Origin of the sequence: Streptomyces globisporus, from assembly GCF_003501885.1 — a bacterium.
In the GTDB taxonomy this organism is placed as follows: Bacteria; Actinomycetota; Actinomycetes; order Streptomycetales; family Streptomycetaceae; genus Streptomyces; species Streptomyces globisporus_D.
Window position 1 is genome coordinate 1 of sequence record NZ_QWFA01000010.1, and the last position, 21,656, is coordinate 21,656.

Genomic DNA, 21,656 nt, shown 5'->3' on the forward strand with positions numbered 1-21,656 from the left:
GGAGGGGCTGTGGTTGGGGGCGGGGCGTAGGGCGAGGCATGGGCCAGCGCCAGGGCATGGGCCAAGGCGCGAGCCGGGGCTGGGGCATAGGTCGGGGCGTGGGCCGGGGCTCGGGTGGTGGTCCGGACCGGGGTGTGGCGACCGTGTGGGTGGCCGTCACCGCGGCTGGTCTGTGCGCCGTGTTCGCCGTGGTGCTCGCGCTGGGCCAGGCCGTGGCTGCCCGTCACCGGGCGGGCGGGGCTGCGGATCTGGCGGCACTCGCGGCTGCGGACCGGGCGTTGGAGGGGGCGGAGGCCGCGTGCGAGGCGGTCCGGAGAGTGGCTCTGGCGCAGGACGCCGTGGTCGTTCGCTGTGCGGTGCAGGGCGAGGTCGCCGATGTGACCGCCCGCGCGGGATTCGGTCCCTACCTACCCACCGTCAGGGCCCGGGCCGGGCCTCCGGCAGGCCCCTCGGCCGGAACTCCGACCGATCCTCCGGTCCCGCCTCCGGCAGATTCCTCCGGCGGTGGTCCCGCCGGCCCCTCGGCCGGGGCTCCGGCAGATCACCCGGTCCGGCCTCCGGCAGATTATTCGGCCGGGGCTCCGGGCGCGCCGCGTGCCGGGTCCTGACGTCTCGGCGGTGTGGCGGTCGTGTGGTCCGGTTGTCCGTCGCTTTCCGACTCGTCGGGTCAGTCCTCCGGGGTGGTCGGTTCGTTCGGTTCCACGGGGGCGGTCCTGAGGAGTTCGGTGAGGAGGCGTACGGCTCCGCGTTTGTGCAGGGGCTCGTTGCCGTTGCCGCACTTGGGGGACTGGATGCAGGAGGGGCAGCCCGCCTCGCACTCGCAGGACGCGATGGCTTCCCGGGTCGCCGTCAGCCAGGCACGGGCGGTGTGGAAGGCCCGCTCGGCGAATCCGGCTCCGCCGGGGTGGCCGTCGTACACGAAGACCGTCGGCAGGAGGGTGTCCGGGTGCAGGGGTACGGAGACGCCGCCGATGTCCCAGCGGTCGCAGGTGGCGAAGAGGGGGAGGAGTCCGATCGAGGCGTGCTCGGCGGCGTGGAGCGCGCCGCCGAGGATCTCCGGGTTGATGCGGGCGGCGTCGAGTTGGTCCTCGGTGACCGTCCACCAGACGGCGCGGGTGCGCAGGGTGCGGGGCGGCAGGTCGAGCTTGGTCTCGCCCAGGACCTCCCCGGTGATCAGTTTGCGGCGGAGGAAGGAGACGACCTGATTGGTGACCTCGACGGAGCCGTAGCAGAGCCGGCCCTGCCCCCAGGGGATCTCGGTGTCGGTCTCCAGGACGGTGATGGCCGTGGTGTCGCGGGCGACCGTCGAATACGGGGGTTCGGCCTGCTCGACGAGGGCCACGGAGTCCTCCAGGTCCAGTTTCCGGACCAGGTGGGTGCGGCCCTGGTGGAGGTGTACGGCCCCCTCGTGGACGGCGGTGTGGGCGGCGGCCGCGTCGACGGTGCCCAGCAGTCGGCCGGTGCCCTCCTCGACGATCTGGACGGGGCGGCCGCCACCGCCCCGGATGTCGGCGAGGTCGGCGGCCCGTTCGCGGCGGGTCCAGTGCCAGCCCGATGTCCGTCTGCGCAGCAGTTTCGCCGCCTCCAACTGCGGCAGCAGTTCGGGTACGGCGGGGCCGAAGAGCGCGATGTCGGCTTCGGTGAGGGGGAGTTCTGCGGCTGCGGCGCAGAGATGGGGGGCCAGGACGTAGGGGTTGTCCGGATCCAGCACCGTCGACTCGACGGGCTGCCGGAACAGGGCCTCCGGGTGGTGCACCAGATAGGTGTCCAGCGGGTCGTCCCGGGCCACGAGGACGGCCAGGGCGCCCTGGCCCGAGCGGCCGGCGCGCCCCGCCTGCTGCCAGAGGGAGGCCCGCGTGCCCGGGTAGCCGCAGATGACCACGGAGTCGAGGCCCGAGACGTCGATGCCGAGTTCCAGGGCGGTGGTGGCCGCCAGGCCGAGCAGCTCGCCGGAGTGCAACGCCCGCTCCAGGGCCCGGCGCTCCTCGGGGAGGTAGCCCCCGCGATAGGCGGCGACCCGCTTCGGCAGTGAGCGGTCGACCTCCGCCAGGCGCTCCTTGGCGATCACCGAGATCAGTTCCGCGCCGCGCCGGGAGCGTACGAAGGCGACCGAGCGGACGCCCTGGAGCGTCAGGTCTGTGAGCAGGTCGGCGGTCTCGGCCGTCGCGGTACGGCGTACGGGGGCGCCCTTCTCGCCGTGCAGGTCGGTCAGCGGGGGCTCCCACAGGGCGAAGACCAGCTCGCCGCGCGGGGAGGCGTCGTCGGACACCTCGACGACCGGCAGGCCCGTCAGACGTCCGGCTGCGACCGCGGGGTCCGCCGCTGTGGCCGAGGCGAGCAGGAAGACCGGATCGGCCCCGTAACGGGCACACAGGCGGCGCAGGCGGCGCAGCACCTGGGCGACGTGGGAGCCGAAGACGCCCCGGTAGGTGTGGCACTCGTCGATCACGACGAACCGCAGGGCGCGCAGGAACGAGGACCAGCGGGGATGGGAGGGCAGGATGCCGCGGTGCAGCATGTCGGGGTTGGTCAGGACGTAGTTGGCGTACTGCCGTACCCATTCGCGTTCCTCGACCGGGGTGTCGCCGTCGTAGACCGCGGGGCGGACGGCGTTGCCGAGCGGGGCGGCGAGTGCTTTCACCGAGCGCCGCTGGTCGGCTGCAAGGGCCTTGGTGGGGGCGAGGTACAGGGCGGTGGCCCCGCGGCCGTTCGGAGCCTCCGAGCCGTCCAGGAGGGCGCTGAGGACCGGCGCGAGGTACGCGAGGGACTTCCCGGAGGCCGTGCCGGTGGCGATCACGACCGATTCGCCGTCCAGGGCGTGCTCGGCCGCGGCCGCCTGATGCGCCCACGGATGGTCGATCCCGGCTTTTTCGATCGCCGAGATCACTTCTGGCCGCACGCGATCCGGCCAGATGGCATGGGTTCCCGATCTCGGGGGCAAGTGCTCCGTATGAGTGATGCGCGCGGCCCGGCCCGCCCCTGTGGCGAGCCGGTCGAGGATCATGGCGGGAGAGGGGCGCGAGCCCCTGCTCTCGGCTGGTCGTCCGGGACGGTGATTCTTGGCCATCGGCACCGAGTGTGTCACTGGCGTGACGGACAATGGTCCCAAGGCGTCGTGCATGGCTGCTGGTAAGTGATTGAATGCCATCGCGGCTGGCGATCCGTCCCCTGGCCTCCGTCGGGGAGACCGAGGGGCGACCGCTCGATAGCAAGGTGCTGGAGGATCCGTGGACCTGTCCCTGTCGACTCGCAATGTGTCCGGCCCTGGTGGCGACCGTACGGTCGTCGAGGTCGGTGGCGAGATTGATGTGTATACCGCGCCCAAGCTGCGCGAGCAGTTGGTCGAGTTGGTGAATGACGGCAGCTACCACCTGGTTGTCGACATGGAAGGCGTCGACTTCCTCGACTCCACCGGCCTCGGCGTGCTCGTGGGTGGCTTGAAGCGTGTCCGGGCCCATGAGGGCTCGCTGCGCCTGGTCTGCAACCAGGAGCGCATTCTCAAGATCTTCCGGATCACGGGTCTGACCAAGGTGTTCCCGATTCACACCACGGTCGACGAGGCTGTCGCCGCCACCGACTGAGGTCGGAGCGGACCGGCCTCCGGGCCGGTCGGCAGGCAGTGAACAGGCCGGCAGCGGCAGCGCATGGGCCGCGACGGGCAGGCGGTCGACCTTCGGGTCGGCTGTCGGCTTTGTCGGCTTCCGGAGGAGGAGAGCAGGGGTGCCGGGCGACACGCCCGGGGCCCCTGAGGCGTACGCCCGAACGTTCGAGGGGGATGGCATGGCCACCGTTGAACTCCGCTTCAGCGCCCAGCCTGAACATGTCAGGACGGCCCGCCTGGTGGCGGCCGCCGTGGCGCGCCGGGCCGGCGTGGACGAGGCGGTGCTCGACGAGGTCAGGCTCGCCGTCGGAGAGGCGTGCAGCCGCGCGGTCGGGCTGCACCGCAGTCACGGCATCACCGCGCCGGTCAGCGTCGCGCTGACCGAGGACGAGAAGGCGTTCTCCATCGAGGTCGGGGACAGCGTTCCCGACCCCGGCACCGCTCCGGCCGAGGCCGGAGCGGGCTCGACGCGGCCCGAATCCGAGGCCGACGGTGAGGGCGAGGACGAGATGGGCCTCGCGGTCATCAGCGGACTCGTCGACGACGTGGAGGTCCGTTCCGGTGCGGGGGGCGGAGTGATCCGCATGAGCTGGCCGACGGCCGACGCCGCGGTGCGGCCTTGAGGCTGCGGTTCGGTCCGGGAGCCGAGGCGCGGGTCCTGATGCTGCGGTGCGACCCTCAGGTCGCGGTTCGGCTGTGCAGCAGCGCCCCCGGCCCTGGAGCCGCCGTACGGCCCTGAGGCCCGCGCTCGCGTGCCTGCGGTCGAGCCCGTGTGCCTGTGTCTGTGCCCGTTCCCGTGCCTGCGTCCATGCCGTGCCCGTACCCCCGTGCTCGCGCGCGAGGTGCCTGAGGCTGAGGCCCGTGGGTCTCCAGCATGCGGGTGACGTGATGTTTCGTTCTTCCCGGCCCTGCTGAGCAGGGCCTTTTTCATCGAGGGCTCGTTGAGGGCTCGACGAGGGTTCGTCGAAAGTTTCCGGGTAATGCGTCTGCCTCATTACTGCATTCGAGCAGAATCACTCCGCTGATCTTTCGGCGTTGGGGGGAGAGCGATCAATTCTCTTCCCGCCCACTGTTTTGATCAGGTTCCGCTCCCTACAATCCGTCCACGACTTGAGCGCTGAGCGTCAAGGAGGACGTATGGCGGAGTTCTTCACCACCCCAATGGCAGCACTGACGCAAGAATCCGCATTTTCCGACCGGCCCGTCTCCCTCGCGGCGGCGGTACTCACGGACGGCAACCGGCTGATCGTCATCGTGGTGGCGGTCGTCGCCGTCGCCGCGCTGATCGTCGCCCAGCTGCTCGTACGCCAGGTCCTGGCGGCCGGCGAGGGCACCGAACGGATGAAGGAGATCGCCGCGGCGGTCCAGGAGGGCGCGAACGCCTATCTGGCCCGGCAGCTGCGCACCGTCGGTGTCTTCTCCGTCGTCGTGTTCTTCCTGTTGTTCCTGTTGCCGGCCGACAACTGGTCGCAGCGCGCGGGGCGTTCCCTCTTCTTCCTGGTGGGTGCGCTTTTCTCGGCCGCGACCGGATACATCGGCATGCGGCTAGCCGTACGGAGCAATGTGCGGGTGGCCGCGGCCGCGCGGGAGGCGACTCCGGCGGAAGGTGAACCGGAAAAGGATCTCACCGCCGTCTCGCACAAAGCCATGAAGATCGCTTTCCGTACCGGTGGTGTGGTCGGAATGATCACCGTGGGGCTCGGTCTGCTCGGGGCCTCCTGCGTGGTGCTCGTCTATGCCGCCGACGCGCCCAAGGTGCTGGAGGGGTTCGGCCTCGGCGCGGCGCTCATCGCCATGTTCATGAGGGTCGGTGGCGGGATCTTCACCAAGGCCGCGGACGTGGGCGCCGACCTGGTGGGCAAGGTGGAGCAAGGCATCCCGGAGGACGATCCGCGTAACGCCGCCACCATCGCCGACAACGTGGGGGACAACGTCGGTGACTGCGCGGGCATGGCCGCCGACCTCTTCGAGTCGTACGCCGTGACGCTCGTCGCCGCGCTCATCCTCGGTACGGCCGCGTTCGGCGACTCCGGTCTCGCCTTCCCTCTGATGGTCCCGGCGATCGGTGTCGTCACCGCGATGATCGGGATCTTCGCGGTCGCCCCTCGCCGCGCCGACCGCAGCGGGATGACCGCGATCAACCGCGGCTTCTTCATCTCCGCGGTGATCTCGCTCGGCCTCGTGGCCGTGGCCGCCTTCACCTATCTGCCGTCCTCGTACGCCGAGCTGGACGGGGTCACCGACGAGGCGATCAACGGGCACGGCGGCGACCCGCGGGTCTTCGCCCTGGTCGCGGTGGCCATCGGGATCGTCCTGGCCGCGCTCATCCAGCAGCTCACCGGCTACTTCACCGAGACCAACCGCCGCCCCGTCCGGGACATCGGGAAGTCCTCACTCACCGGCCCGGCCACCGTGGTGCTCGCGGGCATCTCCATCGGTCTCGAGTCCGCCGTCTACACCGCGCTGCTGATCGGCCTCGGCGTCTACGGGGCGTTCCTGCTGGGCGGTACGTCGATCATGCTGGCGCTCTTCGCGGTCGCGCTCGCCGGGACGGGGCTCCTGACCACCGTCGGCGTCATCGTGGCCATGGACACCTTCGGTCCGGTGTCCGACAACGCCCAGGGCATCGCCGAGATGTCCGGGGACGTCACGGGGGCCGGCGCCCAGGTGCTCACCGACCTGGACGCGGTCGGCAACACGACCAAGGCCATCACCAAGGGCATCGCCATCGCCACCGCCGTCCTGGCGGCGGCCGCGCTCTTCGGGTCCTACCGCGACGCCATCGCCACGGCGGTCGACGACGTCGGGGCCGGGGTGGGCGAGCTCGGGCTGAGCCTGGACATCTCGCAGCCCAACAACCTCGTCGGCCTGATCCTGGGCGCGGCGGTCGTCTTCCTGTTCTCCGGGCTCGCCATCAACGCGGTGTCCCGGTCCGCCGGATCCGTGGTCTACGAGGTCAGGCGGCAGTTCCGCGAGCACCCCGGGATCATGGACTACTCGGAGAAGCCGGAGTACGGCCGCGTCGTCGACATCTGCACCAAGGACGCCCTGCGGGAACTGGCCACGCCCGGGCTCCTCGCGGTGCTGGCACCGATCGCGGTCGGCTTCACCCTCGGAGTCGGCGCGCTCGGCTCGTACCTCGCCGGCGCGATCGGCACCGGAACGCTGATGGCGGTGTTCCTCGCCAATTCCGGCGGGGCCTGGGACAACGCCAAGAAGCTCGTCGAGGACGGCCACCACGGGGGCAAGGGAAGCGAGGCCCATGCCGCGACCGTCATCGGCGACACAATCGGCGACCCGTTCAAGGACACGGCGGGCCCGGCGATCAACCCGCTCCTCAAGGTGATGAACCTGGTCGCCCTGCTCATCGCCCCGGCGATCGTGCAGTTCAGTTACGGCGCGGACGCGAATCCCTGGGTCCGGGCGCTGGTGGCCGTCGTCGCCATCGGGATCATCGTCGCCGCGGTCTACGTCTCCAAGCGGCGGGGCATCGCCGTGGGCGACGACGACGCCTCGGGGGACGGCGGCCCCTCGGTTCCCGCGCCGGATCCGGCAGCGGCTCCGTGACCCGTACGCAGAGGGTCGGGGAGGGATGTGGGTCCGCGTCGGCCCCCATGTGAGGTGACGTGCGATCAAGAGGCGGGTGGACGGCTGGTGCTGACGGGCCGTCCGTCCGCCTCTCGCTCGCTGTCGGCCTGTATCCCTCCGGGGCTGCGCCCGTCCCTCCCCTTTCGGCGTGCGGATTCCGTCACGTTGGAGGCACCGCCCAGGCGGAATCCGCCATTCGGATGAGTAACCGCTCAGGCGTGCGGTTCTCTCCGTGAGTGGCATCTCCCTCATTTCCCTTGGTGCAAATGGCTTCAAAAGGGTGCATAAAGGATGAGCGGCACCCGGCTGTCGTCCCCTCGCCGTGTAAGTTCCGGGCCGAGAGCCTTGGAAGGGACCGATCCGGTGAACAAGAAGCTTGCAGCCGCACTGTCCGGCGGTGCGGTACTCGTACTGACGCTGTCGGGCTGCAGCGACGACAGCGACAACAAGGTCAACGACTGGGCCAAGAAGGTCTGCGACCAGGTTCAGCCGCAACTCCAGAAGATCAACAACGCCAACGCCTCGATCCTTGAGAAGACCGGCGACAACAACAAGCCCGCCGACGTCCAGAAGGCCGACTCGGTCGCCTTCCAGGAGATGTCCGAGGCGTACAAGGCGCTGGGCACGGCGGTCGACTCGGCCGGCCCGCCGCCCGTCGACGGCGGCGAGGCCACGCAGAAGGCTGCGGTGAAGGAGCTCAACGCCTCCTCCAAGGCATACGCCGACCTCAAGACCCAGGTGGACGCGCTCGACACCAAGGAGCAGAGCAAGTTCGCCGACGGGCTGAAGACCATCGCCGACGAGCTGAACAAGATCAGCACCGGTGGTGACCAGGCGCTGAAGAAGCTCCAGTCCGGCGAGGTCGGTGTCGCGATGTCGAAGCAGGAGGGCTGCCAGAAGCAGACCGCTTCGACCGGTCCCTCCGGTTCCGGGGCGGCCGACGCCGACACGTCCTCGGAGAGCTCGGCCCCCGGGAAGAAGGAGTCGGAGGACAAGGGCGCCTCCGAGAAGGAGTCCTCGGAGAAGAAGTCCTGAGCGCTGTCCTCCCTTGTAGCGGCCCGGGCACCCGGTGGGTGTCCGGGCCGCTGCCGTTGTCGGTGCGACCGGACACAATGGGAGGGTGAGTAAGAGCAGCCTTCCCGCACCCGACCACGCCGCCGCCCTCCGTGAGGCCCTGCTCGCCGCGGACTTCACCGCGGACGGGCTCCTCGACCGCCTCGGCGCGCCCGCCTACGCCGCCCTCGCGCGCAGCGAGACCGTCCCCGCCCTACGGGCCACCCGGGGCGACACTTCGCTCGACACGCTGGTGCGGCTGTTCCTTCTGCAGCGCCCCGTCGCCGAGGAGCGGGCCCGTGCTGCCCTGCCGCTGGACGCGTGCGTCGCGGACGGCTGGGTGACCCGCGAGGGCGGTGCGGACGGGGAGGTCCGCGCGTGCGTCGACGTACGGCCGTACGGGGGGCCGGACGGCGAGGACTGGTTCATCGTGTCCGACCTCGGATGCGCGGTCGGCGGGGCGGGCGGGATCGGCTCACGCGAGGAGGGCGTCGTCCTCGGCGTCGGCGGGGCCTCCACCACCCTCGCCGGGATCACCGTGCGGACGCCGGTCGCCTCGGCGCTCGACCTCGGTACGGGCTCCGGCATCCAGGCGCTGCACGCCGCCCAGCACGCCACCCGGGTCACCGCCACGGACCTCAACCCCCGTGCCCTGGAGTTCACCCGGCTCACCCTCGCCCTGTCCGGCGCCGCCCCCGCCGATCTGCGCGAGGGGTCCCTCTTCGAGCCGGTGGGCTCGGACACGTTCGACCTGATCGTCTCCAACCCGCCGTTCGTCATCTCGCCCGGCGCCCGCCTCACCTACCGGGACGGCGGTATGGGCGGCGACGACCTGTGCCGCACGCTGGTGCAGCAGGCGGGCGACCATCTGAACGAAGGGGGTTACGCCCAGTTCCTCGCCAACTGGCAGCACGTGGAGGGCGAGGAGTGGCAGGACCGGCTGCGTTCCTGGGTGCCGTACGGCTGCGACGCCTGGATCGTCCAGCGCGAGGTCCAGGACGTCACGCAGTACGCCGAGCTGTGGCTGCGGGACAGCGGCGACCACCGCAGCGACCCCGCCGAGTACGACGAGCGGTACGAGGCGTGGTTGGACGAGTTCGAGGCCCGGGGCACCACGTCCGTCGGCTTCGGCTGGATCACCCTGCGCAAGTCCTCCGCCGCGGCCGCCGGGCGCCCGTCGATCGTCGTCGAGGAGTGGCCGCACGCGGTGCAGCAGCCGCTGGGCCGGGCGGTGGAGGAGCACTTCGCCCGCCAGGACTACCTCCGCGACCAGGACGACGCGGCGCTGCTCGCCGGGCGCTTCTCCCTCGCCGCCGAGGTCGTGCAGGAGCAGGTCGGCCTGCCGGGCGCGGAGGACCCCGAGCATGTGGTGCTGCGTCAGCACCGGGGCATGATGCGGGCGACCAAGGTCGATGCGGTGGCCGCCGGGTTCGCCGGCGTGTGCGACGGATCGCTGCCCGCCGGGCGGATCCTGGACGCGATCGCGCAGTTGATGGCGGAGGACCCGGTGCTCCTGCGCGACCGGACACCGCAGGCGATCCGGCTGCTGGTCGAGGAGGGCTTCCTGGAGCCGACGTCCGGGGTCGTGGCGCGGGGGGAGTAGGCCGGCCGCCGCCGGAGAGGGCGGGAGCGGGTCACCTTCCGGTACCGGTCGGTGGTGATCGTCGTTCCGGGCGCGCTGTCCTTATTAACCAGCGTGTTCGTGTCCAGGTCTCCCCGCGCCGCGCCCGGCCCGCACATTCCGGTCACGGGCGCAGGGCCCCTGCCCTCCCCGGCCCGTACCGCCGAAGGAGTTCCGCCCGTCGGCGGGGGAGTGCTGTTCACCCGGGGTTCGCGTGGGCGATGCCCCGGGGTGACAGCCTCCCCGTGCCGGGCCGCCGAGGTCCGGCTCCGACGGGCCGGGCCGGCCCGCCCCGGGCGGCTCCCCGACGAGTCGTGCGACGGGTCACACGACGGTCTAGGGGTACGACATGGAGAGCGCCACCGCAGTCTTCGCCGGTACCGCCCTGGCGCTGTTCGGCGCAGCCCTCCTGGTCTGGACAGGGGCGCGAGCCCTGCACCGCGCGCCGGTGGCGCACGGTGTGAGCCCTGTCGCCTCCACCGCACTCACGACGCTCTTCGGCGTAGTTTTCCTCGGCCTCGGTGTGTGGGTCTTCACGCACGTCTGATCCCCGCCCCCGGCCGGGCGGCGCCCGGGTCGACAGGTCCCCCGCCGGTACGCCGCGGCCGTCTCCGAAAAGCCGCAGGCCGAGGCCCCGCGTGACGCGGACCCGGCGGTCCGGGCGGCAGGAATGGCGGAAGTCGGGTTACCGTTCGAGTGGCCGTTGCGGGCTTTTGCCGTTTGACACGGGGGCGGGTTGTACCGTCACACTCCGCAGCGACAGCACCGCGGGCGGCGTCATGACGCCGCCCGGATGCCCACCGAGTGTCGACCGGAGAGAAGAGCGAAGTTGTCCCCGACCAGCGAGACCGCACAGGGCGGCCGCCGACTCGTCATCGTCGAGTCGCCTGCCAAGGCGAAGACGATCAAGGGCTATCTCGGCCCCGGATACGTCGTCGAGGCGAGCGTCGGGCACATCCGCGACCTCCCGAACGGCGCGGCCGAGGTCCCGGACGAGTACACCGGCGAGGTGCGCCGCCTCGGCGTGGACGTCGAGCACGACTTCCAGCCCATCTACGTCGTCAACGCCGACAAGAAGGCCCAGGTCAGGAAGCTCAAGCAGCTGCTGGCCGAGGCCGACGAACTCTTCCTCGCCACCGATGAGGACCGCGAGGGCGAAGCCATCGCGTGGCACCTCCAGGAAGTCCTGCGGCCCAAGGTCCCCGTCCACAGGATGGTCTTCCACGAGATCACGAAGGACGCCATCCGGGCCGCCGTCGCCAACCCGCGCGAGCTCAACCAGCGCATGGTCGACGCCCAGGAGACCCGCCGCATCCTCGACCGCCTCTACGGCTACGAGGTCTCGCCGGTCCTGTGGAAGAAGGTCATGCCGAAGCTCTCGGCGGGCCGCGTCCAGTCCGTCGCCACCCGCCTCGTCGTCGAGCGGGAGCGCGAGCGCATCGCCTTCCGCTCCGCCGAGTACTGGGACCTCACCGGAAAGTTCGCCACCGGCCGCACCGGTGACGCCTCCGACCCCTCCAACCTCACCGCCCGCCTCAGCGCGGTCGACGGCCGCCGCATCGCCCAGGGCCGCGACTTCGGCCCCGACGGGCAGCTCAAGGCCGGCTCCGCCCAGACCCTGCACCTGGACGAGACGAACGCCCGCGCGCTCGCCGCAGCGCTCGCCGACTCCTCCTTCACGGTCCGGTCCGTCGAGTCGAAGCCGTACCGCCGCTCCCCGTACGCCCCCTTCCGGACGACGACCCTCCAGCAGGAGGCGAGCCGCAAGCTGGGCTTCGGTGCGAAGGCGACCATGCAGGTGGCGCAGAAGCTGTACGAGAACGGCTTCATCACCTACATGCGTACGGACTCCACGACCCTCTCGGACACCGCGGTCGCCGCGGCCCGGGCCCAGGTCACGCAGTTGTACGGGGCGAACTACCTCCCCGAGAAGCCGCGTACGTACGCCGGCAAGGTCAAGAACGCGCAGGAGGCGCACGAGGCGATCCGCCCCTCCGGCGACCGCTTCCGCACCCCCGCCGAGACCGGGCTCACCGGCGACCAGTTCCGGCTGTACGAGCTGATCTGGAAGCGGACCGTCGCCTCCCAGATGAAGGACGCGACCGGTAACTCGGTCACCGTCAAGATCGGTGGCCGGGCGAGCGACGGCCGGGACGCCGAGTTCTCCGCCTCCGGCAAGACGATCACCTTCCACGGCTTCATGAAGGCGTACGTCGAGGGCGCCGACGACCCCAACGCCGAGCTGGACGACCGCGAGCGCCGGCTGCCGCAGGTCGCCGAGGGCGACGCGCTGACCGCCGACGAGATCACGGTCGACGGGCACGCCACCAAGCCGCCGGCACGCTACACCGAGGCCTCGCTGGTCAAGGAGCTGGAAGAGCGCGAGATCGGCCGCCCCTCCACGTACGCCTCGATCATCGGGACGATCCTGGATCGCGGTTACGTCTTCAAGAAGGGCACGGCACTCGTCCCGTCCTTCCTGTCCTTCGCCGTGGTCAACCTGCTGGAGAAGCACTTCGGTCGGCTCGTCGACTACGACTTCACCGCCCGGATGGAGGACGACCTCGACCGCATCGCGCGGGGCGAGGCCAAGTCCGTACCGTGGCTGAAGCGCTTCTACTTCGGAACGACCGGTTCCGGTGACGACCCGGCCGGCGCGGGTGCCGCGTCCGACGCGGGCAACGGCGACGGCGACCACCTCGGCGGTCTGAAGGAACTGGTCACCGACCTCGGCGCGATCGACGCCCGGGAGATCTCCTCCTTCCCCGTCGGCAATGACATCAAGCTCCGCGTCGGCCGCTACGGCCCGTACATCGAGCGGGGCGAGAAGGACGCCGAGGGCCACCAGCGCGCCGACGTGCCCGACGACCTGGCCCCCGACGAGCTGACCGTCGAGCTTGCCGAGGAGCTGCTGGCCAAGCCCAGCGGCGACTTCGAGCTGGGCGCCGACCCGGTGACCGGCAATCAGATCATCGCCAAGGACGGGCGCTACGGCCCGTACGTCACCGAGGTGCTGCCCGAGGGGACGCCGAAGACCGGCAAGAACGCGGTGAAGCCGCGGACCGCCTCCCTCTTCAAGACCATGTCCCTGGACACGGTCACCCTCGCCGACGCCCTCAAGCTGATGTCGCTGCCGCGCGTCGTCGGCGAGGACGCCGAGGGCGTCGAGATCACCGCGCAGAACGGCCGGTACGGCCCGTATCTGAAGAAGGGCACCGACTCCCGGTCGCTGACCTCCGAGGACCAGCTCTTCGACATCACCCTCGAAGAGGCCCTCGCGATCTACGCCCAGCCCAAGCAGCGGGGGCGGGCCGCCGCCAAGCCTCCGCTGAAGGAGCTCGGCACCGACCCGGTCAGCGAGCGGCCCGTGGTGGTCAAGGACGGCCGCTTCGGCGCGTACGTCACCGACGGCGAGACCAACGCGACACTGCGGACCGGTGACAGCGTCGAGGAGATCACGCCCGAGCGCGGCTACGAACTGCTCGCCGAGAAGCGTGCCAAGGGCCCGGCCAAGAAGAAGACGGCCAAGAAGGCCCCCGCGAAGAAGGCGACGGCCAAGAAGACGGCCGCGAAGAAGACGACGGCCACCAAGACCACGGCCGCCAAGAAGACCGCGGCGAAGAAGACGACGACGGCCAAGAAGGCGACGGCCACGAAGAGCGCCGCCACGAAGACGGCCGCCAAGAAGACGGCCTCGTCCTCCGCCCCGTCGGACGACTGACGCCTCTTCGTCTCTTCGTACGGGCTGGTACGCCGTAGGTTTCGCCACCGCCGCCCGGCGCCTCGATCCCCGTGATCGCGGCGCCGGGCGGCGGTGCGTCATGGACCGGTGGGGGCCTGGCCGGAAACTGTCTGCGTCCATATGTTCGGACGGGCCGACAGGCACCGCACCGCTGCCGATAGGCTGGGCGGATGACGCGAGCCGAGCAGCCAACGGTCGTGAGCCCCACCTCCGACACACTTGCCGCAGACTCACGCGAGCGCGCCGTACGGGCCCTGTTGCGTATTCCTCCGCTGAAGCGGTTGTGGAGCGCCCAGCTCGTCGGCGGTATCGGCGATGCACTCGCCCTTCTCGTGCTGGTGCTGCTGTCGCTGCAAGCGGCGGTCCTTGAGGGCTCATTCGGCACCGGATACCGCGGGGCGGCCTTCGCCGTCGCCGCCGTCTTCGGTGCCCGGATCCTTTCCACCCTGTTCTTCGGAGCCGTACTCCTGGGACCACTGACGTCCCTCACGGGGCCCGGCGGAAAGCTGGACCGGCGATGGCTGATGATCGGGGTGGACGGGCTGCGCCTGGCGCTGCTGGTCGTCGCCCCGCTGTGGATCGACTGGACGCCCGACAAGGCGCTCATGATGGTCCTCATCACCGTCTTCGTGACCGGCGCCGGTGAGCGCCTGTGGGCCGTGGCCAAGGACAGCGCCGCCCCGGCGCTGCTGCCCGGCCCGCCCCCCGAAGGCGCGGCCGTACGCCCCCTGCCCGACCACCTCGACGCCCTGCGCCGGCTGTCGCTGCGGACGAACTTCCTCGCCGTGCCCGCCGCCGCGGTGGTCCTGCTGGCCGCCACGCTGGTCGGCAACCTCCTCGGCTCGGGCCTGGAGTGGTTCTCCTTCCACCAGGCGGCCCTGGGGTCCTATGTCGCGGCGGGGCTCTTCTCCGCCTCCATCTCCACCCTGTACTTCCTGGAGTTCCCCGCCGACCGGACGCCCCGGCCGCGCTCCCCGCTGGAGGGCCTGCGCCGCCCGGTCACCGGCACCGGACCCGCCAAGGGCCGCACCGGCGCCGTCCCGCTGCTGGTCGCGGTCTGCGCCTCCGTCGCCGGAGCCATCGCCGCCGCGGCGGCCGTGTCCGTCCTGCACGCCTACGACCTCGGCGGCGGTCCTGCCACCTTCGCGCTGCTGATCCTCGGACTGACCGGGGGAACCGCCCTCGGCATCCGTACGGCACGCCACGTACTGCCGACCCTGTCGCGCCGCCGTCTGCTGGCGCTGGCCACCGCCGTCACCGGCCTCGCGCTCCTCGCGCTCGGCCTGGTGCCGGACACCGCGACCGGGATCGCCATCTCCCTGCTCGCCGGTTACGCCGCCGGGGTCGCCGCGAACACCGGGCACACCCTGATCGACCAGGAGACCGAGGCGTTCCGGCAGGCCCGGACCACCGAGCACCTCCAGGCCGTCGTCCGGGTGCTCGTCGCGCTCGGCGCGGTCGCAGGACCGCTGCTGGCCGCCGCGATCGGGCGACACCGCCTGGCCGCCGGTGACTTCGTCTTCGCCCACGGCGGGGCCGCCTTCACCCTGATGCTGCTCGGCGCGCTGCTGCTGCCCGTCGCCGCCTTCGTCCTCGCCAAGACGGACGACCGGGCGGGCGTGCCGCTGCGCCGGGACCTGCGCGAGGCGCTGCGCGGCGACGAACCGGCCGTCGCGCCCGCCGCCACCGGCTTCTTCCTCGCCCTGGAGGGCGGCGACGGAGCGGGCAAGTCCACCCAGGTCGAGGCGCTCGCCGACTGGATCCGGTCCAAGGGCCACGAGGTCGTCGTCACCCGCGAGCCCGGGGCCACCCCCATCGGCAAGCGGCTCCGCTCCATCCTGCTCGACGTGTCCTCCGCCGGTCTCTCCAACCGGGCCGAGGCACTGCTGTACGCCGCCGACCGCGCCGAGCACGTCGACTCCGTCGTCCGCCCGGCGCTGGAGCGCGGCGCGATCGTCATCTCCGACCGCTACATCGACTCGTCCGTCGCCTACCAGGGCGCGGGCCGGGACCTGGCCCCGACCGAGATCGCCCGGATCTCGCGGTGGGCGACGAGCGGCCTCGTACCGCATCTGACGGTGCTGCTGGACGTCGACCCGGCGACCGCCCGGGAGCGGTTCACGGAGGCACCGGACCGGCTGGAGTCGGAGCCGGCGGAGTTCCACGAGCGGGTACGGTCCGGGTTCCTGACCCTGGCCGCGGCCGACCCGGCCCGCTATCTGGTGGTGGACGCCGGCCAGGAGCCGGAGTCGATCACCACGGTCGTACGCCACCGGCTCGACCAGCTCCTTCCGCTCTCCGAGGCCGAGATCGAGGCCATCGAGGAGGCCCGGCGCAAGGCCGAGGAGGAGGCGCGGCGCAAGGCGGAGGAAGAGGCCGCCCGCAAGGCCGAGGAGGAGCGCCTGGAGAAGGAGCGCCAGGAGCAGCTCGCCCGGCTGCGCGCCGAGGAGGAGGAGCGCAAGCAGCGCGAGCTGGAGGAGGCCCGCCGCCGCGAGGCCGAACGCCAGGCGGAGGAGGCCCGGCAGCGCGCCGAGGAGGCCCGCCGCCGCGCCGAGGAGGACCGGCTCCGGCTGGAGGCCGAGGAGCGGGTCCGCGAGGCCGAGCAGGAGCGGCTGCGCCTGAAGGCCGAGGAGGAGGCCCGGCAGCGCCAGGAGGCCGAGGCGCAGCGGCTGGAGAAGCAGCGCAAGGCCGAAGAGGCCCTGCTGCGCGCCGAGGAGGCCCGCCGCCGGGCGGAGGCCGAGGCGGCCGTCCGTACGGAGGCGGCGCGCGCCGAGGCCGAGCGCGCGGAGGCGGAGCGGGCGTCCCGATCCCGTACGGAGACGTCCTCGCGCTCCGAGGGCGCGTCGGGGCCGACGGTGCCGGAGAACGAGATCACGGTCCCCACGCCGATCGTGAACCCGAACGAGATCACGCAGCCGGTTCCGGCGGCGCGACCGGAGGACGACGGTCCTTCGGGTTCCGGCGCCGCGGGTTCCGGTCGCTCGGGTTCCGGTTCGGCCGCCGGGGACGACGAGACGGCGATGCTGCCGCGCTTCACGGACCAGCGGTCCGCAGGGCAGGCGGGATCGGCAGGCCAGGCGGGTCCTCGGCAGGCCCGGGACGCCGACGAGACGGCCGTGCTGCCGCCGGTGCGGGACGACCAGCCCTCCGACCGGGTGCCCCAGGGCTTCTTCCGGGACGAGAGCCAGGCGCCCTCGCCCGCGGAGAGCGAGAACGAGCGCACCCGGGAACTGCCGCAGGTCGAGGACCCGAACGCGCCGGCCCCGGACCGGCAGCAGCGGGCCCGCAAGCGCCCCCGCTCGGACTGGGCGGAGGAGACCCCGCTGGACGATCTGCCGACCCTGGCGGACGAACTGCTCGGCGGCCAGGACGACGAGGGCCGCGGGGGCCGGGGACGCCGCCCGCGAGGCTGAGGCGCCCGCTGCGGCGCCGCAGTGACCTACCGGCCCGTCCGTCCCTCCGGGGTCGGGCGGGCCGGGCTGTCAGTGGCGTCCCCCACAATGGAGAGCGACGACGCACCGCGGTTCGCGGGCCGTGCACGACACCACCGGAAGGGCGGTGACCGATGACCGTATGGGACGACCTGGTCGGCCAGGACCGAGTGCAGGAACAGCTCGCCGCTGCCGCCAGGGACGCCGATGCGCTGGTCACCGCCGTGTCCGACGGCAAGCGGCTGGACCAGGGCTCGAAGATGACGCACGCCTGGCTGTTCACCGGACCGCCCGGTTCCGGCCGGTCCACGGCGGCGCGGGCGTTCGCCGCCGCGCTCCAGTGCACGAGTCCGGACCGCGCGCTGGGCGGAGCCCCCGGCTGCGGCTTCTGCGACGGCTGCCACACGAGCCTGGTCGGTACGCACGCCGACGTCGAGGTCATCCGCACGGACCTGCTCTCCATCGGTGTGAAGGAGACCCGGGACCTGGTCAGGCGCGCCCAGCTCTCCCCGGCGGTCGGGCGGTGGCAGGTCATCGTCATGGAGGACGCCGACCGCCTCACCGAGGGCGCGGGCAACGTCCTGCTGAAGGCCGTCGAGGAGCCCGCACCGCGCACGGTGTGGATGCTGTGCGCCCCCTCGCTCGAAGACGTCCTGCCCACGATCCGTTCCCGCTGCCGGCACCTCACCCTGAGCACCCCGCCGGTGGAGGCCGTGGCCGACGTCCTGATCCGCCGCGACGGCATCGACCCCGAGCGGGCGCACAACGCGGCGCGCGCCACCCAGGGGCACATCGGGCGGGCCCGCCGTCTCGCGACGGACGAGCGGGCGCGGGCGCGGCGGGCGGCGGTGCTGAAGGTTCCGCTGCGGGTCGCCGACGTGGGCGGCTGCCTCAAGGCGGCCCAGGAGCTGATCGACACGGCGACCGACGACGCCAAGCAGCTGGCGGAGGAGGTCGACGCGAAGGAGACCGAGGACCTCAAGGCGGCGCTCGGCGGGGTGGCCGGCGGCCGGATGCCGCGCGGTACGGCGGGGGCGATGAAGGAGCTGGAGGACAAGCAGAAGCGCCGCAAGACGCGTACGCAGCGCGACAGCCTGGACCTGGCGCTGACCGAGCTGACCGGGTTCTACCGCGATGTGCTGGCGCTCCAGCTGGGTTCGAAGCTGGCCATCGCCAATGTCGACGTGCAGGACTCCCTCGACCGGATCGCGGAGTCCTCGACGCCCGCGCAGACCCTCCGCAGGATCGAGTCGGTGATCGCCTGCCGAGAGGCGATGGACCGGAACGTGGCGCCGCTGCTCGCGGTGGAGGCGATGACGATGGCGCTGCGGGCGGGCTGAGGTCTCACGGGGCCTGTCCGGGGGCGAGGCCGTTGCGGCGCCCTGTTCACCCGAATGAGCAGGGAATCGTACGACTCGTCACCCGGCGGATACGCTCCCTGAATGGATACCAGGCGCCTGCTCCGCACCTTCGCCATCGGGATCGGCACCGCCGGCCTGCTCATCTCCGGCTGCAGCAGCAGCGGCTCGTCGCCGAACGCCTCGGCCACCGGCACCGCGGCCCCCGAGGGGCTGTCGTCGTACTACACGCAGAAGCTGAGCTGGCGCGACTGCGGCGTGGAGGGGTTCGAGTGCACGACGATGAAGGCGCCGAGGGACTACGACAAGCCGGACGACGGGGACATCGAGCTCGCCGTCTCCCGTAAGAAGGCCACCGGCCCAGGCAAGCGGATCGGTTCTCTCCTGGTGAACCCGGGCGGTCCCGGCGGCTCCGCGATCGGCTATCTCCAGGGGTACGCGGCACTCGGCTATCCCGCCCCGGTGCGGGCCCGCTACGACATGGTGGCCATCGATCCGCGCGGCGTGGCCCGCAGCGAGCCCGTGGAGTGCCTCACGGGCAAGGAGATGGACACCTACACGCAGGTCGACCAGACACCTGACGACGACGCGGAGGTCCGGAAGCTCACCGCCGCCTTCGAGAAGTTCGCGGCGGGCTGCGAGAAGCGGTCCGGCGAGATCCTCCCGTACGTCTCCACGGTCGACACGGCCCGCGACATGGACGTCCTGCGCGCCCTGCTCGGCGACGAGAAACTGCACTATGTCGGGGCGTCGTACGGCACCTTCCTGGGCGCCACGTACGCGGATCTCTTCCCGCAGCGGGCCGGCCGACTGGTCCTGGACGGTGCGATGGACCCGTCCCTGAAGGCGATCGACATGAACCGGGACCAGACGGCGGGCTTCGAGGGGGCCTTCCAGTCCTTCGCCGCCGACTGCGTGAAGCAGCCCGACTGCCCGCTCGGCACCACGAACACCGCGGACGCGGCGACCGCCCTCAAGCAGCTCTTCACGGACCTGGACGCGAATCCGATCCCGACCGGCGGCGACCGCGAGCTGACCGAGTCCCTGGCGACCACCGGGGTGATCGCCGCGATGTACGACGAGGCGGCCTGGCCGCAGCTCCGGGAGGCGCTGGAGGGCGCGCAGCGCAGCGACGGCTCCGGCCTCCTCTCGCTGGCCGACAGCTACTACGAGCGTGAGCCGAACGGGAAGTACGCGAACCTGATGTTCGCCAACGCCGCCGTGAACTGCCTCGACCTGCCGCCCGCTTTCGACGGCCCCGACGCGGTCGAGAAGGCGGTCCCGGACTTCGAGAAGGCCTCCCCGGTCTTCGGTCGCGGTTTCGCCTGGGCCTCGCTGAACTGCGCGTACTGGCCGACGAAGGCCACGGGCACCCCGCACCGCACCGAGGCGAAGGGCGCCGCCCCGCTCGTCGTCGTCGGCACCACCCGCGACCCGGCCACCCCGTACAAGTGGTCCGAGGCCTTGGCGGACCAGCTCTCCTCCGGCACCCTGCTCACCTACGAGGGCGACGGCCACACCGCGTACGGCCGGGGCAGCGACTGCATCGACACGGCGATCAACACGTACCTCCTGGAGGGCACAGCGCCCACCGACGCCAAGAAGTGCATCTGACCAGCACAAACGCCTCCGGGGGTGCCGTGTGCGGAGCACCCCCGGAAACTGTGTAGACTTGGCTCCGCTGCTGATCGCACCATAGTGCGACAGGGCGCGCCGCCTTAGCTCAGTTGGCCAGAGCAACGCACTCGTAATGCGTAGGTCTCGGGTTCGAATCCCGAAGGCGGCTCAGTGAAGCCCCAGGTCACGTAGCCCGTGACTTGGGGCTTTTTCGTGGGCTCCCCCGCTTGTCCTTCGCCTCCGTCCTGGCCTCGGTCTCTGCCGCGTTCTGCCCCGCCGAGTCCAGGTCCACGGTCTGCCGGTGGGCAGCGGGCGCGCCACGGTTTTTTTGGGGGCGGACACCCGACGCGCCCTTCGCGGTCCGTGACCGCCTGCAATTTACGGAATTCTTGTTGTTCTTGCCCCAGATGCACTTTATCCCCTTCCTGCGACCGGCGGCGAACCACCGGAAATTGATCTCGATCTCTACATAGGCGTCAATTCGCGGCCGTAGGCAGAGGGCTCGCGAAGAGGTCGCCGCCGACCCGTCACTCTGCGTGTGCCTGGGTGCCGGTATTTGGCGAATAAACTTCCTGTGACATATGTCATAAATCATTTGACAAACCGTCGCGCAGTTTTGTAGTTTTTTGATCACTGGTGATGGCAGCACGTTCGGCGAATCGGGGGTAGTAAATGAGACGGCAGTCTGCAAACTTACTCATACTTCGCACACCGTGTAGCAGTGAAGGGTCGGAGTTCGAGGCTAATGCCAATTCGCGCACTCCTCAGCAGGCCAGTCGCGCGCAAAATGATGTACTCAATGTCCTCGTCGTGGAAAGTGACGCCTGTTCTGCCGATTCGCTTGTCCAGAAGCTTCGTCGGCACGGCTACCGGGCTGCCAGTGTCGCGACGGGAGCCAAGGCATTGCAGGCACACCGCAGCGCCGACCTAGTTCTCCTCGACCTCGACCTGCCGGATCTCGACGGGCTGGAGGTGTGTCGCGCGATAAGGGCCGACGCCGATACTCCCGTCATCGCCATTACCGCGCGGGACAGCGAACTCGACCGTGTTCTCGGTCTGCAGGCGGGCGCCGACGATTACATGGCCAAGCCGTACGGTTTCCGGGAATTGATGGCCCGAATAGAAGCAGTCATGCGAAGATTCCGCCCTCAGCAGCGAGCGCTTCAACAGGTCATCGTGCACGGACCGCTGCACATTGACGCGGGTAAACGCGAAATTCGATTGCACCAGGTGCCGGTCGATGTGACCCGCAAGGAGTTCGGCCTTCTCTACCTGCTGGCGTCCCATCCGGGGAGCATCGTCTCGCGCAAGCAGTTGATGACCCAGGTGTGGGAGGACCCCGGATCCCGGCCGGGACGCACGATCGACACGCATGTCAGCAGCCTGCGCAACAAGCTCGGATCCAGCAACTGGATTATTACGGTGCGTGGCGTCGGCTTCCGGCTCGGATCTCCGTAGACGGCGCTGGGCAGGCCCAATGCCGAGGGGCGAGGGCCGGCCGACCGGCGCTTTCGGATCGGCCACTGACGGGGTGATGGCGGCGCGAGCGCGACGTACGAAGCACCCGTGCCGCTGAGAGATGTTCGGCATCTCGACTCAGCGGCAAGGGTGCCTTGCGGGTCTCCGGTCCTGCCGCACTCGACCT

General features: G+C 71.0%; 13 protein-coding genes and 1 tRNA gene. 13 read left to right on the forward strand and 1 reads right to left on the reverse strand.

Going from position 1 to position 21,656, the window contains the following annotated elements; translation table 11 throughout:
* Positions 1-56 precede the first annotated feature (56 nt).
* Positions 57-608 carry an Rv3654c family TadE-like protein gene (locus tag D3105_RS03365; RefSeq protein WP_118899920.1) on the forward strand — a complete coding sequence of 184 codons (552 nt, stop codon included), beginning with the start codon at positions 57-59 and terminating at the stop codon, positions 606-608.
* Between the two features lie 59 nt (positions 609-667).
* Here the strand turns inward: D3105_RS03365 and D3105_RS03370 are convergent, their stop codons facing one another.
* Positions 668-3,148 (reverse strand): DEAD/DEAH box helicase, encoded by a 2,481-nt coding sequence (locus D3105_RS03370; RefSeq protein ID WP_118899823.1) that lies wholly within the window; start codon positions 3,146-3,148, stop codon positions 668-670.
* A 79-nt stretch (positions 3,149-3,227) separates the two neighbouring features.
* Here D3105_RS03370 and D3105_RS03375 point away from each other — a divergent pair, with 79 nt between their 5' ends.
* The 12 genes from D3105_RS03375 to D3105_RS03430 all read left to right on the forward strand — a co-directional run bounded on the left by D3105_RS03375 (position 3,228) and on the right by D3105_RS03430 (position 21,469).
* A complete protein-coding gene (locus D3105_RS03375; protein ID WP_003967428.1) occupies positions 3,228-3,581 on the forward strand; it encodes an STAS domain-containing protein in 354 nt (117 codons plus the stop codon).
* A 199-nt stretch (positions 3,582-3,780) separates the two neighbouring features.
* Entirely contained in the window at positions 3,781-4,224 is a 444-nt protein-coding gene (locus tag D3105_RS03380; RefSeq protein WP_118899922.1) for an ATP-binding protein, read from the forward strand.
* Between the two features lie 514 nt (positions 4,225-4,738).
* Entirely contained in the window at positions 4,739-7,168 is a 2,430-nt protein-coding gene (locus D3105_RS03385; RefSeq protein ID WP_118899826.1) for a sodium-translocating pyrophosphatase, read from the forward strand.
* Positions 7,169-7,552: 384 nt separating this feature from the next.
* On the forward strand, positions 7,553-8,224 hold the full coding sequence (locus tag D3105_RS03390) for a small secreted protein (RefSeq protein WP_118899828.1): 672 nt from the start codon (positions 7,553-7,555) through the stop codon (positions 8,222-8,224).
* 85 nt (positions 8,225-8,309) lie between these two features.
* A complete protein-coding gene (locus D3105_RS03395) occupies positions 8,310-9,845 on the forward strand; it encodes a N5-glutamine methyltransferase family protein (RefSeq protein WP_118899831.1) in 1,536 nt (511 codons plus the stop codon).
* 367 nt (positions 9,846-10,212) lie between these two features.
* The gene (locus tag D3105_RS03400) at positions 10,213-10,410 is read left to right on the forward strand and encodes a hypothetical protein (protein WP_010056059.1); all 198 of its coding nucleotides are present in this window, start codon (positions 10,213-10,215) and stop codon (positions 10,408-10,410) included.
* 282 nt (positions 10,411-10,692) lie between these two features.
* Positions 10,693-13,584: a type I DNA topoisomerase gene (gene topA / locus D3105_RS03405; protein WP_118899833.1), complete on the forward strand. Its 2,892-nt coding sequence runs from the start codon at positions 10,693-10,695 to the stop codon at positions 13,582-13,584.
* A 191-nt stretch (positions 13,585-13,775) separates the two neighbouring features.
* Positions 13,776-17,018: a dTMP kinase gene (gene tmk, locus D3105_RS03410; protein ID WP_118899835.1), complete on the forward strand. Its 3,243-nt coding sequence runs from the start codon at positions 13,776-13,778 to the stop codon at positions 17,016-17,018.
* 152 nt (positions 17,019-17,170) lie between these two features.
* Positions 17,171-18,376 (forward strand): DNA polymerase III subunit delta', encoded by a 1,206-nt coding sequence (locus tag D3105_RS03415; RefSeq protein WP_118899837.1) that lies wholly within the window; start codon positions 17,171-17,173, stop codon positions 18,374-18,376.
* 102 nt (positions 18,377-18,478) lie between these two features.
* Positions 18,479-20,008, forward strand: coding sequence for an alpha/beta hydrolase (locus tag D3105_RS03420; RefSeq protein WP_118899839.1), 1,530 nt, complete (start codon positions 18,479-18,481; stop codon positions 20,006-20,008).
* 98 nt (positions 20,009-20,106) lie between these two features.
* A tRNA-Thr gene (locus tag D3105_RS03425) sits at positions 20,107-20,180 on the forward strand.
* A gap of 503 nt (positions 20,181-20,683) precedes the next feature.
* On the forward strand, positions 20,684-21,469 hold the full coding sequence (locus D3105_RS03430) for a response regulator transcription factor (RefSeq protein ID WP_118899842.1): 786 nt from the start codon (positions 20,684-20,686) through the stop codon (positions 21,467-21,469).
* Positions 21,470-21,656 lie beyond the last annotated feature (187 nt).

Bases quoted from the DNA above. Each gene is read 5' to 3' on its own strand.
- D3105_RS03365 (WP_118899920.1), top strand. From the start codon at position 57: ATGGGCCAAGGCGCGAGCCGGGGCTGGGGCATAGGTCGGGGCGTGGGC.
- D3105_RS03370 (WP_118899823.1), bottom strand. From the start codon at position 3,148: ATGGCATTCAATCACTTACCAGCAGCCATGCACGACGCCTTGGGACCA.
- D3105_RS03380 (WP_118899922.1), top strand. From the start codon at position 3,781: ATGGCCACCGTTGAACTCCGCTTCAGCGCCCAGCCTGAACATGTCAGG.
- D3105_RS03385 (WP_118899826.1), top strand. From the start codon at position 4,739: ATGGCGGAGTTCTTCACCACCCCAATGGCAGCACTGACGCAAGAATCC.
- D3105_RS03400 (WP_010056059.1), top strand. From the start codon at position 10,213: ATGGAGAGCGCCACCGCAGTCTTCGCCGGTACCGCCCTGGCGCTGTTC.
- tmk (WP_118899835.1), top strand. From the start codon at position 13,776: ATGACGCGAGCCGAGCAGCCAACGGTCGTGAGCCCCACCTCCGACACA.
- D3105_RS03415 (WP_118899837.1), top strand. From the start codon at position 17,171: ATGACCGTATGGGACGACCTGGTCGGCCAGGACCGAGTGCAGGAACAG.
- D3105_RS03420 (WP_118899839.1), top strand. From the start codon at position 18,479: ATGGATACCAGGCGCCTGCTCCGCACCTTCGCCATCGGGATCGGCACC.
- D3105_RS03430 (WP_118899842.1), top strand. From the start codon at position 20,684: ATGAGACGGCAGTCTGCAAACTTACTCATACTTCGCACACCGTGTAGC.